The organism is Cupriavidus sp. MEYA8 (genome assembly GCF_059278825.1).
The window spans coordinates 1,618,136-1,631,245 of the sequence record NZ_CM181221.1 but is presented as its reverse complement, the minus strand read 5'-3'; the positions used below and the strand labels follow the sequence as shown (position 1 = coordinate 1,631,245).

13 protein-coding genes are annotated in these 13,110 nt (G+C 65.3%); 6 read left to right on the top strand and 7 right to left on the bottom strand.

What is annotated here, in order from left to right:
- Positions 1-52: 52 nt before the first annotated feature.
- From AC5WJ1_RS07520 to AC5WJ1_RS07495, 6 genes are all read right to left on the bottom strand, one after another.
- Positions 53-1,387 (bottom strand): amidase, encoded by a 1,335-nt coding sequence (locus AC5WJ1_RS07520; RefSeq protein WP_133098242.1) that lies wholly within the window; start codon positions 1,385-1,387, stop codon positions 53-55.
- Positions 1,387-2,088, bottom strand: coding sequence for a DUF2848 domain-containing protein (locus AC5WJ1_RS07515; protein ID WP_494476478.1), 702 nt, complete (start codon positions 2,086-2,088; stop codon positions 1,387-1,389). Before AC5WJ1_RS07515 ends, AC5WJ1_RS07520 begins: the two co-directional genes overlap by 1 nt.
- 89 nt (positions 2,089-2,177) lie before the next feature.
- On the bottom strand, positions 2,178-3,437 hold the full coding sequence (locus AC5WJ1_RS07510; RefSeq protein ID WP_135706266.1) for an MFS transporter: 1,260 nt from the start codon (positions 3,435-3,437) through the stop codon (positions 2,178-2,180).
- 95 nt (positions 3,438-3,532) lie between these two features.
- Positions 3,533-4,201: a DUF4286 family protein gene (locus AC5WJ1_RS07505; RefSeq protein WP_135705167.1), complete on the bottom strand. Its 669-nt coding sequence runs from the start codon at positions 4,199-4,201 to the stop codon at positions 3,533-3,535.
- A gap of 161 nt (positions 4,202-4,362) precedes the next feature.
- A complete protein-coding gene (locus tag AC5WJ1_RS07500) occupies positions 4,363-5,274 on the bottom strand; it encodes a LysR family transcriptional regulator (RefSeq protein ID WP_434032808.1) in 912 nt (303 codons plus the stop codon).
- Positions 5,275-5,407: 133 nt separating this feature from the next.
- Positions 5,408-6,310: a LysR family transcriptional regulator gene (locus AC5WJ1_RS07495; RefSeq protein ID WP_133098238.1), complete on the bottom strand. Its 903-nt coding sequence runs from the start codon at positions 6,308-6,310 to the stop codon at positions 5,408-5,410.
- A 170-nt stretch (positions 6,311-6,480) separates the two neighbouring features.
- Between AC5WJ1_RS07495 and sdhC the strand changes: the two genes are divergently transcribed.
- From sdhC to AC5WJ1_RS07475, 4 genes are read left to right on the top strand one after another with little or no spacing between them, the layout of a single operon-like run.
- Positions 6,481-6,888: a succinate dehydrogenase, cytochrome b556 subunit gene (gene sdhC, locus AC5WJ1_RS07490; protein WP_271815643.1), complete on the top strand. Its 408-nt coding sequence runs from the start codon at positions 6,481-6,483 to the stop codon at positions 6,886-6,888.
- An 11-nt stretch (positions 6,889-6,899) separates the two neighbouring features.
- On the top strand, positions 6,900-7,265 hold the full coding sequence (sdhD, locus tag AC5WJ1_RS07485) for a succinate dehydrogenase, hydrophobic membrane anchor protein (RefSeq protein WP_135705164.1): 366 nt from the start codon (positions 6,900-6,902) through the stop codon (positions 7,263-7,265).
- Positions 7,266-7,268: 3 nt separating this feature from the next.
- The gene (gene sdhA, locus AC5WJ1_RS07480; protein WP_135705163.1) at positions 7,269-9,047 is read left to right on the top strand and encodes a succinate dehydrogenase flavoprotein subunit; all 1,779 of its coding nucleotides are present in this window, start codon (positions 7,269-7,271) and stop codon (positions 9,045-9,047) included.
- Positions 9,048-9,081: 34 nt separating this feature from the next.
- Entirely contained in the window at positions 9,082-9,783 is a 702-nt protein-coding gene (locus AC5WJ1_RS07475) for a succinate dehydrogenase iron-sulfur subunit (protein ID WP_133098578.1), read from the top strand.
- A gap of 136 nt (positions 9,784-9,919) precedes the next feature.
- Here the strand turns inward: AC5WJ1_RS07475 and AC5WJ1_RS07470 are convergent, their stop codons facing one another.
- Positions 9,920-10,660: a FadR/GntR family transcriptional regulator gene (locus AC5WJ1_RS07470; protein ID WP_133098579.1), complete on the bottom strand. Its 741-nt coding sequence runs from the start codon at positions 10,658-10,660 to the stop codon at positions 9,920-9,922.
- 267 nt (positions 10,661-10,927) lie between these two features.
- Between AC5WJ1_RS07470 and uxuA the strand changes: the two genes are divergently transcribed.
- Together uxuA and AC5WJ1_RS07460 are read left to right on the top strand one after the other, a co-directional pair.
- A complete protein-coding gene (gene uxuA / locus AC5WJ1_RS07465) occupies positions 10,928-11,968 on the top strand; it encodes a mannonate dehydratase (RefSeq protein WP_494476477.1) in 1,041 nt (346 codons plus the stop codon).
- 47 nt (positions 11,969-12,015) lie between these two features.
- Positions 12,016-13,035, top strand: a complete 1,020-nt coding sequence (locus AC5WJ1_RS07460) for a Bug family tripartite tricarboxylate transporter substrate binding protein (protein ID WP_135705160.1) — start codon at positions 12,016-12,018, stop codon at positions 13,033-13,035.
- Positions 13,036-13,110 lie beyond the last annotated feature (75 nt).

Sequence of the window (13,110 nt, the reverse complement as noted above, 5' to 3'; positions counted from 1 at the left end):
TAACCAGCGGCGGCCGGCAACCCGATGTCTTGCGCACGCGCGCACGATGCCTTCAGCAAAGGCCCCTTTCGATCGCCCCGGCAACCTGCAGGATGCGCGCGTCGGCACCGTTCAAGCCACAGACGCTGAGCGCGACGCCCGGCACGGCTGCGGGGAGCGGCAGCGATACCGCACAGCCATCGAGGAAGTTGATGACGCTGGGATTGCGAAGCACTAGCCCGTTGATCGAAAAGAAGGCCTCATCGCTGCCGAGTGCATCGAGCCGCGGCGGCCGGACGGCAACGGTCGGCATCAGCCAGGCGTCGGCATCGCGCAGCAGCTTGGCTGCGCTCTGGCGCATCGCTTCCCGTTCTTTCAGCAGCGTCAGATAGTCGGCAGCGCCCTGTTGCTGGCCGCGGCGTATCCGTGTCGCCACACGCGGATCGTAGGCAGCGCCGCGCTCGTCCAGCAGCGCGCGATGCCAGTGCCACGCCTCGGCCGCGGTCAGGCCGCCGCCGGCGTTGATCGTGGGCAGGTGGTGCAGTTCGGGGAAATCGAACGGGATGACGTGCGCACCGTGCCGGGACAGGCTGGCAAGCGCTGCGTCGAAACCACGCGCGACTTCGCTGTCCAGACCCTCGGTGACGAAATCGCGCGTCACGTACAGGCGCAGGCCGGCGAGCGCAGCGGGCTCGCTGTCGAGCGTTTCGCCGCTGAGGACCGCATCGAAGGCCGCGCAGCAAGCCACCGAACGCGCCAGCGGGCCGGCCGAGTCGAGCGAGGTCGACAACGGCACGGCGCCCGCCAGCGGCACGCGCCTTGCGCTGGGCTTGAAGCCCGTCAGCCCGCAGAATGCGCTCGGGATGCGGATCGAGCCGCCCGTGTCGGTACCGAGCGCGGCCACGGCCATGTCGAGCGCCACGCTGACGGCGCCGCCCGAGGTCGAGCCCCCGGCGATGCAGGCTTCGTCGAACGGCGTGCGGGGCGTACCGTAGTGCGGGTTCAGGCCAAGCCCGGAAAACGCGAACTCGCTCATGTTGGTGCGCCCGATCAGCACCGCGCCTGCCGCGCGCAGGCGCGCCACGGCCGGCGCATCGGCGGCCGCAGCGGCGCCATCCAGCGCCTTTGAGCCGGCCCGCGTCACCTGGCCGCGCACATCGAACAAGTCCTTGACGGACACCGGCAGGCCGGCCAGTGGCGATGCCACATAGCCGGCGGCACGCGCCTGGTCTGCCGCCGCGGCCGCCGCCAGGGCGCCCTTGTCATCGACCTCGACGAAAGCCGCGCCGCCCGACTTGCGATGGCTGTCGATACGCGCCAGCGCCTGTTCGGTCAGCGCGACGCTGGTCGTCCGCCCGGCATCCAGGCTGGCGGCCAGTTCGGCGATGGTGGGAAGATCGGTACGCATCAAGGAGCCACCTCCAGGCTTGCCACGCGGTACGCATGGCGTAGCGAACGCCGCAATACCGGATCGTGCAGCTCGACTTCGAACGCCTCCCCGCCTCCCAGTTCCCCGATCACGGCCTGAGTGCCGCAGAACATCGCGGTACCGGGCGGTAGCGCGTCTGCGCCGTGCACATCTCCGTGCACATCGCCGTGCAAGCGCCGGATCAGGTCATGCGGATCGAGCAGGCGCGTCACCAGCCCTTCCTGGTAAAGCTCGCGCACGCCATGCCGGGTGCGCCAGCAGCGCATCTCGAGCCGGTCCCAGTGCGCCGCGACATCGTCGAAGCGCCAGACCTTGCTGCCGACCGGCTTGGCGCACATCTGCTTGGAGACGGTGACGTCATAGGCCTCGACCTTGCGATCGGTATGGTCCGAGCCCACGCCGACATAGAGCGCGTCGGGGCCCGCCATCAGCACGAACTCGATCTCGCCCGATGAATCCTCCCGCGGCACTTCCAGCAACGGCGCGGTCGTCAGCAGCGACGCGGCAAGCGGGTAGAAGCACGGGACGGTCGACGGCGGCTTCACGCCGATCTCTTCGAGTTCCCGGATGTGGTGGTTGACGGCGTCGGCATCGCGCCCGGTCCAGCCGGCAATGACGAGCCGGTCGATATGCAGCGCCAGCGGTCCTTCGCCGGCGAGCTGGAATTCCAAAGTAGGCATACGGTACAAGTGGTTGGAATGATGGGGCTGCGAGCGCAACGCAGCCGCTGGGCGCGGCCCGCCGGACAAGCCGGCGGGCCATGGCCGGCCTAGTGTTCGAGCGGCTTGTGCGCCGTTTCGCGGGCAACCAGCAGCGCAACCAGCGTCACGCCCAGTGCCGCGCAGACGTAGAGCGACACCGCGCCGGTCGTGCCGTACGCCTTGTACAGGCTGGTGATGATGAGCGGAGCGAAGCCGCCGCCGAGGATGCCTGCCAGGGTGTAGGCCAGGGACGAGCCTGCATAGCGCACCCGCGTCGGAAACTGCTCGGTCACGAACGCTGCCTGCGGGCCGTACATGACGGCGTGGATCTGCAGCCCCAGCACCACCGCCACGCAGATCTGCCACGGCTGGCTGCTGTCCATCAGCACGAAGAACACGAACGCCCATACGATCCCCAGCAGCGCCCCGACGATGTAGACCGGCCGGCGGCCGAGCTTGTCGGACAGCGCACCGAACAGCGGCACCGTCAGCGCATTGCCGGCCGCGCCCAGCATGGTCGCGGTCAGTGCCAGCGGTCGCGACAGGTGCAGCACGCTGGTGACATAGGTCAGCGTAAACACCACGACCAGCGCATAGAGCACGTCCGAGCCGATCCGCACGCCGCCGGCCACCAGCAGGCGCCGCCAGTGCGAGACGAACACTTCCTTCAGCGGGGTCTTGGCCTGCGCATTGTGCGCAGCCATTTCCTTGAACGCCGGCGTTTCCTCGACGCCGCGCCGCAGCCACAAGCCGAACACCACCAGCGCCACGCTGGAAACGAACGGAATGCGCCAGCCCCACGCCAGGAAGTCCTCCGGGCTCAGGAACAGCGACACCAGCGCAATGAAGCCGGTGCCCAGCAGCGTGCCGGCCGACGGACCCACCTGCGTAAAGGAGGCATTGCGCCCACGCTGGTCCTGCCTGCCGTGCTCCATCGCCAGCAGCACCGCGCCGGCCCACTCGCCACCGATGGCGGCGCCCTGGACAAAGCGCAGTGCCACCAGCAGCAGCGGGCTCCAGATGCCCCACGATGCATAGGTCGGCAACAGGCCCATCACGCCGGTGGCGATGCCCATCAGGATCAGCGTGGTCACCAGCACAAAGCGGCGGCCGAGCTTGTCGCCAAGATGGCCGAACACCATGCCGCCGAGCGGCCGGGACACATAGCCGACGGCATACGTGGAGAACGCCAGGATCGTGCCCGTGAGCGGATCGAAGGACGGAAAGAAGATGACGTTGAAGACCAGCGCCGCCATCAGGTTGTAGACGGTAAAGTCGTACCACTCCAGCGTGGTCCCGATCGAGCTGGCCGCGGCCAGGCGGCGCATCCTTGCGCTGGCGTTGGCGTTGGCGTTTGCGTTTGCATTTGCCTCGTGCGCGCCGGCTGCGGAGCCGACGTCGGCTGCCGTAGAGATCATTTCGCTCATGACGTCAGTTCCTTTGCGTAGAGTTTCCACTTGAGGATGTAGCGCGTTGCGCCTGCGGCATCGGCGTGCAGGCCCTGCGCCGCGATGCTCAGCGCAAGCTCGCTTGCCTGTTCATCGCTGCTCTCCACGACGAACAGGGGAAGCAGCTCGCGGCCTTCCAGGCTCTCGTTGGGCAAGGGTTGACTGAGTTCGTCGTCGGGGACCAGAAGATAGGAGCGGACATACCCCGCGCGCAGCGAGAGTTCATCTCCAACCTCGCCGGCCCGTTCGATGAGGGACACGGCATCGTCTGCACGCGGCAGTGGAAGGACCGCGATCCAGCTGCCGCTGCCCTGCCCCACCGAGGCGTTGACCGCGCACACGCGGCGCATCGGCCTGCGCATGCGCCCGAGATTGGTGACCGACCACGGGGTCTGGTGCCGGAAGGCTTGCCTGTAGGCGGCCGAGGTGAACGCGGCCAGCGATTCGGTGCGATAGAGGCCAAGGTACTTCGGGCCGCCGTGCACCGCCTGGTAACGCGCGGCCGAGATAAAGCCCGGCACGCGTGCACGCTCCTCTACGTGTTCGCGGTCGTACCACAGGTTGAAATCGGCTTCATCCGCCGCGTCCACATCGGACGCGACGAACAACAAGCCATGTTGGGGAATGGCCGCAGGATTGCTCATCTGACTCTATCTCCTCTGATGGGGTGATCGCCGTGTTCGGCGGATGAGTCGATGATCGTTGCAGCAGCGAGTCAGGACAAACGGGAAATTGTTGGTCCTTCCGATCAGTTTTTCTTGTGGATGCGGCCGGGAAACCGCACCAGGCTGGCGCAATGGCCGCTCTAGGCACCCGAATATGGTGCGGGCAGCGACTCGACGAACCGGTCCGATTCGCGGCAGGCCAGTTCGGCAACGAAACGGATGGCCTCGGAAACGCCGTGGTCGTGATAGCTGACCACGACGCGCTGCGGTGGCAGCGGGACATCGCAGGCAAGCAGGCGCAGTTCGCCACGCTCCACCTGCTCGCGCACCGGCGCCAGCGGCATCAGGGCATTGCCGAAACCGCCCCTGACCAGCCTGACAATGGCAGCGATCGAGCTGACGCAATGCACCTTGCCCACCGGCAGTCCGGCCTTGCGATACAGCTCCTTGAGCGCAACATGGGGTTGCGAGCCCCGGCTCATGGTGATGGTCGGATGCTGCAGCAGCCCGGCCAGCACGCCCTCACCCGGCTGCGGCTCGCCCGGCGGGCCAACCCAGCCCATCGCCATCGACAGGCAGGGCATGCTGGCAATGCCTTCGCCGACAGCGGTGTCGGTCTGCAGCGCGATATCGATGGCGCCGGCGCGCAGGCTCTTGTGCAGCCCTTCGGTCGTCTCGGAGGTGATCTGCACCTCGATGCCGGGATAGGTCGAACTCAGGTGCCGCAGGAAGTCGACCAGCCAGGTATGCACCACGGTTTCGATGGCGCCGATGCGCACCAGCCCGAGCAGTTGCTGGTCGGAGCGGCCCAGCACCATGATCTCGCGCTGCAGTTCGAGCATCCGCTCGCCATAGCTGAGCAGGCGCAGGCCAACCGGCGTCAGCCGCAGGTCGCGGGCCTCGCGTTCAAAGACGCGGGCTCCAATTTCCTGCTCGAGCGAGGCGATGCGGTTCGACATGGCAGCCTGCGTGATGTGCAGGTGGTCGGCAGCGGCGCGGAAGCTGCCAAGCCGCGCGACCCACATGAAGGCCTCGATGAAACGTGTATTCAAGGGCACCTCTGCGCCAGGCGGCCTGAAACCACACCAGTCATGGTGTTGTCCCCTCTTATTTATGTGTCGATTTTCCGGGGATTGTACCTGCGTGCCCGGCGCGTCCGTTCGAACGACTGCGGTGCCCTACGGCTCAGCCTGCGTTGGCGCCGGCACGGAATCCCTGAGCCATTGCCAGAAAATTGGCCGTTTTCGCAGGCGTCGACTCGATCCGGGAAGCCAGTGCCAGCCGGATCGAGACCGGGCTGCCAACGATGTCCTTATAGACAACGCCCTCGACCTGTATCTGGCAAACCGAGGCAGGAACGATGGAAACGCCGAACTCCGCTGCCACGAGATTGACGACCGAAGAGAGCTGCGGCGCTTGCTGCCCGGCGATGAGATCAAATCCGGCCTGCTTGCAAGCGCCCACAATGACGTCATGCAAGGTCGGACTCGCTTCGCGGGGCAGCAGGACAAACTGGTCTTCCGCCAGTGCGTCGAGGGATATCCGGCGCCGCCTGGCAAGTGGATGGGTTGCAGGGAGCACGACCTTCATCGGTTCCACCGCAATGTGCTGCAGTTGAACCCCGGCCGGCGACTGCCCGCTCAATCGGACAAAGGCCACATCGACCCGGCCATCGTTGAGAAAGGCGAGGAGCTGGGATGTATTGCCTTCCGCCAGGGTGAGGACAACGTTGGGGTAATCCTGCCGAAACGCGCGGATCAGCCTGGAGACCACCGGGTTGAACGCGGCGGAGCCGGTAAATCCGATATTGAGTCGCCCGATCTCGCCCCGTCCGGCGCTTTGCGCTTTTTCTACGGCTGTGCGCGTGTCATGGAGGATGCGCCTGGCATCCGTTGCGAACGCCTCGCCCGCTTCCGTCAGTACCACGCCATGCCCGGTCCGGCGAAACAGCTTGACGCCCAACTCCTCCTCCAGCGCGTGAATCTGCTGGCTGAGGGGCGGCTGTCCAATGCCGAGCCTTTCCGCCGCCCGCGTGACGTTGCGCTCGTCGGCGACGGCGAGGAAGTACCGAATATGCCGCAGCTCCATGCGATATCTGCCGTTTTATATATCAGAAAGATGCGATAGATATTGGACAGTATATCAGCGGAAGGCCAAAATACGCGCGTATCACCCCTTGCCGGGTACTTCACGGTGTCGAAGACCGTGTTGTTCGCGGCAAAGGCGGCGAATCACCCCACGACAAGAATCAGCGCCCCATGGAAAAGCAACTATCCACCAGGCCCGAATACCGGAATATCGGTATCTCGCAGATCGCGAAATACCGGTTGCCCTGGGCCGGCAAGGTATCCATCCTGCATCGCGTGAGCGGTGCCTTGATGTTCCTCCTCCTTCCCTTCGTCCTGTACCTGTTCGAGCAGAGCATTACCTCCGAACTGAGCTTCGCAAAGTTCTCGGCCCTGTTGTCCGGCGGCTTTGTCAAGCTGGTTGTGCTGGCCCTGATCTGGGGTTATCTGCATCATTTCTGCGCCGGTATCCGCTTTCTGCTGCTGGATGTGCACGTTGGTGTTTCCAAGCCCGCCTCGGCCAAGTCTGCCATCAGCGTGCTGGTTGTCAGCCTGCTGCTTACCCTGATTTTCGGCCTGAAGCTGTTCGGCCTGTTCTGAGGAGAATCACGGTGGCAAACAACAATATCGGTCCCAAGCGCCTGGTCGTCGGCGCCCATTACGGCCTGAAAGACTGGCTCGCGCAACGCGTCACGGCCGTGATCATGGTGGTGTTCACCGTGGTGCTGGCCATTGCCTTCCTGCTGTCGAACGGCGCTTCGTACGAAGCGTGGGCAGGGCTCTTCGCCAACCAGTGGATGAAGATCATCACGTTCCTGACCATCCTGTCGCTGCTGTATCACGCCTGGATCGGCGTGCGCGACATCTGGATGGACTATGTCAAGCCGATGGCGGTGCGCCTGGTGCTGCAAGTTCTTACGATTCTGTGGCTCGTCGGTTGCGCGGGCTACGCTGCTCAGATTCTCTGGAGGGTGTAATAAATGGTCGCAGTCAAGACTGGATTGCCGCGTCGCCGCTTTGACGTGGTCATCGTCGGTGCTGGCGGCGCCGGGATGCGCGCATCCCTCCAGCTCGCGGAAGCCGGCCTGAACGTGGCCGTGCTGTCCAAGGTGTTCCCGACCCGCTCGCACACCGTGGCGGCGCAGGGCGGCATCGGTGCTTCGCTGGGCAACATGAGCGAAGACAACTGGCACTATCACTTCTACGACACCATCAAGGGCTCGGACTGGCTGGGCGACCAGGACGCGATCGAGTTCATGTGCCGGGAAGCGCCGAAGGTCGTGTACGAACTCGAGCACTTCGGCATGCCGTTCGACCGCAACCCGGATGGCACCATCTACCAGCGCCCGTTCGGCGGCCACACCGCCAACTACGGCGAGAAGCCGGTGCAGCGCGCCTGCGCCGCGGCGGACCGTACCGGCCACGCGCTGCTGCATACGCTGTACCAGCGCAACGTGCGCGCCAAGACCCACTTCTTCGTCGAGTGGATGGCGCTGGACCTGATCCGCGACCAGGACGGCGACGTGCTGGGCGTGACCGCGCTGGAAATGGAAACCGGCGAGGTCTACATCCTCGAAGCCAAGACCACGCTGTTCGCGACCGGCGGTGCCGGCCGTATCTACGCTGCGTCGACCAACGCCTTCATCAACACCGGTGACGGCCTGGGCATGGCCGCACGCGCGGGCGTGCCGCTGGAAGACATGGAGTTCTGGCAGTTCCACCCGACCGGCGTGGCCGGCGCGGGCGTGCTGATCACCGAAGGCGTGCGCGGCGAAGGCGGGATCCTGCGCAACAAGGACGGCGAGCGTTTCATGGAACGCTATGCGCCGACGCTGAAGGACCTGGCGCCGCGCGACTTCGTCTCGCGCTCGATGGACCAGGAAATCAAGGAAGGCCGCGGCTGCGGCCCGAACGGCGACTACGTGCTGCTCGACCTGACCCACGTCGGCGCCGAGACCATCATGAAGCGCCTGCCGTCGATCCGCGAAATCGGCATGAAGTTCGCCAACGTCGACGCGATCAAGGAACCGATCCCGGTGGTCCCGACCATCCACTACCAGATGGGCGGCATCCCGACGAACTACCACGGCCAGGTCGTGGTGCCGAAGAATGGCAGCCCGAACGAAGTGCTGAATGGTTTCTACGCGATCGGCGAATGCTCGTGCGTGTCGGTGCACGGCGCCAACCGCCTGGGCACCAACTCGCTGCTCGACCTGGTGGTGTTCGGCCGTGCCGCCGGCAACCACATCATCGCGCAGAACCTGAAGCAGAAGGAACACAAGCCGCTGCCGGCCGACGCCGCTGACCTCGCGATGTCGCGCCTGGCCAAGCTGCAGGCCACGTCGTCGGGTGAATACACGCAGGACGTCGCCAACGACATCCGCAAGAACATGCAGTCGCATGCCGGCGTGTTCCGCACCCAGAAGCTGATGGACGAAGGTGTCGACCGCATCCTGGAAGTGGCCGAGCGCGCCGACAACATCCACCTGAAGGACAAGTCCAAGGTCTTCAACACCGCGCTGGTGGAAGCCCTGGAAGTGGCCAACCTGGTGGAAGTGGCCAAGGCCACCATGATCTCGGCGGCCGCCCGCAAGGAATCGCGCGGTGCGCACGCGCACAGCGACTTCCCGAACCGCGATGACCAGAACTGGCTCAAGCACACGCTGTTCTACAGCGAAGGCAACCGCCTCGACTACAAGCCGGTGAAGATGGAACCGCTGACGGTGGAAAGCGTGCCGCCGAAGGCCCGTACCTTCTGAGCACCGCATCGTAGAGACAACAGGACCCACAGAAATGAAGCGTATTTTCGAAGTCTACCGCTACGATCCGGACAAGGATGCGGCGCCGCGCATGCAGACCTACGAGGTCGAACTCGACGGTCACGAGCGCATGCTGCTGGACGCGCTGGTCAAGCTCAAGAAGCTGGACGAGACCATCTCGTTCCGCCGTTCGTGCCGCGAAGGCGTGTGCGGCTCGGACGCGATGAACATCAACGGCAAGAACGGCCTGGCGTGCCTGACCAACATGCGCGAGCTGCCGGACCGCATCGTGCTGCGTCCGCTGCCCGGGCTGCCGGTGGTGCGCGACCTGATCGTCGACATGACGCAGTTCTTCAAGCAGTACAACTCGATCAAGCCGTTCCTGATCAACGACGAGCCGCCGCCCGAGAAAGAGCGCCTGCAGTCGCCGGAAGAGCGCGACGAGCTGGATGGCCTGTACGAGTGCATCCTGTGCGCCAGCTGCTCGACGTCGTGCCCGTCGTTCTGGTGGAACCCGGACAAGTTCGTCGGCCCGGCCGGCCTGCTGCAGGCTTACCGCTTCATCGCGGACAGCCGCGACCAGGCCACCAATGAGCGCCTGGACAACCTGAACGACCCGTACCGCCTGTTCCGCTGCCACAGCATCATGAACTGCGTCGACGTGTGCCCGAAGGGTCTGAACCCGACCAAGGCCATCGGCAAGATCAAGGAACTGATGGTTCGCCGCGCGGTGTGACGCGTCGCGACGCCGGTCAGTGCGGTTGGTTCGCCTTGCCCTGAGGTGACTTTCCGCGCGACCGGCGGCTTTTACACCCTCCGCTCCTGGAGCGGCCCGGCGTGGAAAAGCCGAACTACGCCCAACGGGCTATCTGTCAACGCCACGCCTGGGTGAACTCGCTGATCACCCTCTCCAGGTGGTTGCGCATTGCCGCCCGCGCCGCCATCGCGTCGCGGGCCATCACCGCCGCGAAGATCCGCTGATGGTCTTCCTGCGATGCCTCCCGTAGCCCGGTGGTATGGAAGTGTTCCTCGATCTTGCTCCACAGCGGATCGCTGCGCCCGCTATCCCACAGTGCGGCGACCATATGCAGCAGGACCCGGTTGCCGGTCGATTCGGCAAGGCACAGGTGGAACTGGCGGTCCGCCGCCTCGTTGGCCTGCTTGTCGTCCATGTGCTCGCGCATCAGGCTCAAGGCCGAGAACATGCGGTCAAGATCGCTGTCCTTGCGCTCGCTGGCCGCCAGGCCGGCGACTTCCGCCTCGATCAGGGCCCGGGCGCGCAGCGATTCGATAGGCCCCGGCCGCCACGGCATCTCAAACGGCTCGGGACCGGGCGCGGGCGCTCCTGCGCAGACGTAGATTCCGGAGCCGCCGCGCACTTCGACCAGCCCCTGGACCTCCAGCGCGATGATTGCCTCGCGCACCAGGGTACGGCTGACGCTGAACCGCTCGGCCAGGGTGCGTTCGGACGGCAGCCGCATGCCGGCGGAGAACTCTCCGGATGCGATCAGTGCCTGCACCTGGCCGGCCAGGCTCAGGTACGACCGGTCGCTGGCCGCTGGCGGGTTCTCGACTGACGGACGGGTTGCAGGATCGCTGGTGGAATGTCGCATTGCAGGTAAGGCGGCGGCTGCCCAATGTCATCACCGGTTGACCAATCGCCACAAAAACGCGGCATGGCCGGGCAGTGCCTGATGCATCCCATGGTAAACCATGACGGCAAAATTGGGCAACCTGTTCATAATTGGTGAACCAAATAACCCAATCCGGTACACCAATGCTGCGTGGCCTCCGGGCCATGCCGCGCGCCGGTTCGCACTACAGGTCGGGGTTTTTCCGCCCTGTTCTGCCGCAACAGAGTCGCCCCAAGGATGCCCCCCATGAAGATGTCGTTCCGCTGGTTTGGCCCGTCCGACCCGATTCCTCTCGAATACATCCGGCAGATCCCGGGCATGACCCACATCGTCTCGGCCATCTACGACGAACCCGTCGGCGAGGTATGGCCACTGGACAAGATCCTGGCGCTCAAGTCCACCATCGAGGCGGCGGGGCTGCAGTTCAAGGTCGTGGAATCGGTTCCGGTCCATGAGGACATCAAGCTTGGCAAGCCGACGCGCGAGCGGCTGATCGCGAACTACCAGCAGAGCATCAGGAACCTGGCCGCCGCGGGCATCGAAGTCATCTGCTACAACTTCATGCCGGTATTCGACTGGACCCGTACGGAACTGGCGAAAAAGCTCGATGACGGCTCGACCTGCCTCGCCTTCAGCACGCGGGAGGTCGAACTGGTTGACGTCAGCCAGGGCATCGCCCTGCCCGGCTGGGATTCCAGCTACGAGCCAGGTGAGCTGCAGTCGCTGCTGGCTGAATACCGCGGCATCGACGAAGCCAGGCTCTGGGAGCATCTGGAGCATTTCCTGCACGCGATCATTCCCGTGGCGCAGGAGTGCGGGATCAAGATGGCCATTCATCCGGACGATCCGCCGCGCCCCATTTTCGGGCTGCCGCGCATCGTCAAGGACCGCGACGACCTGGCACGCATCCTCGGGATCGTCGACACGCCGGCAAACGGCCTGACGCTGTGCTCGGGCTCGCTTGGCGCCGGCCCGCAGAACAACGTCGAGGCGCTGGTGCGCGAGTTCGGCGGCATGGGCCGCATCCACTTCGCCCATATCCGCAACGTCAAGATCACGCCGGAAGGCGACTTCGAGGAAACCGCCCACCTGTCGAGCTGCGGCTCGCTGGATATCGCCGCGATCGTCAAGGCGTACCACGACGTCGGCTTCCAGGGCTATTTCCGCCCCGACCACGGCCGCATGATCTGGGGCGAGACGGGCAAGCCGGGATACGGCCTCTATGACCGGGCACTCGGCGCGGTCTATATCAACGGGATGTGGGAAGCGATGGAAAAGACGGCCTGAAGCGCCGTGGGGCTGCGGCCCTGTCAAAACATAATCGGAGACCTGTCATGACAATCACCAAGAAATCGCCCGTGAATTCGCGCCGTTCCGCGTTGATCCTGGGCGTCGCTGCGCTCGGCCTTGGCGCGCTGGCGACGACGGCCGCCTGGGCACAGACCACCTGGCCGACCAAGCCGGTGACACTGCTGGTCGGCTTCCCGCCCGGCGGCCAGACCGACTTCGCGGGACGTGCGCTGCTTAACGGCCTGCAGAGTTCGCTCGGCCAGCCGTTTGTCATCGACAACAAGGCCGGTGTGAATGGCAATATCGCCTCCATTGAGGTCATGCGCGCGGCGCCGGACGGGAATAAGCTGCTGGTAGGCAACGGCTCGATGACGATCATGCCGCACGTCTACACCAAGCTCGGCATCGTCGACCCGCAGAAGCTGACGCCGATCGGCGTGATGCTGCAGTCGCCGCTGGTCCTGGTCGTGCCCGCCAGTTCGCCCATCAGGACGTACGCGCAGTTTGTCGAGGAGGTAAAGGCGCGGGACAAGTCCGGCAAGACCATCGACTATGGCTCGGGCGGCACCGGCGCATTGCCGCATGTCACGATGGAGCTGCTGCGCGAGCGCATGGGCGGCCCCAAAATGAACCACGTGCCTTACAAGGGCAGCAGCCCGGCGATGGTCGACCTGATGGCCGGGCGCCTGGATGCGATGTTCGATGCAACCTCGGTCGTCGCGCCCTTCATCAAGTCGGGCCAGCTGCGGCCGCTGATGGTCACCGGACCCAAGCGCGTGGCCATGATCCCGGATGTACCGACGGCCACCGAGAGTGGCATCAAGGACTTCACCATCATCTCGTTCATCGGCCTGTACGGGCCGCCGGGCCTGAGCCCCGACATCGTCAAGAAGGCCAACGGCGCGTTGAATACGGCGCTGAAGGACCCTGCCGTCGTCAAGAGCATCGTCGACCGCGGCGACGAGCCCGGCGGCGGCACGCCCGAGCAGCTCGCAACGCTGACCCGCACCCACTACAAGATGTGGGGCGAGGTGGTGAAGGCCAACAACATCACGGCTGATTGAGGCCGTGCAGGCCGGCGCATGCCGGCCTGCCGCCAGCGCCGCGTCGCCCGACTGCGTTCCACCCTCCACGCAAAA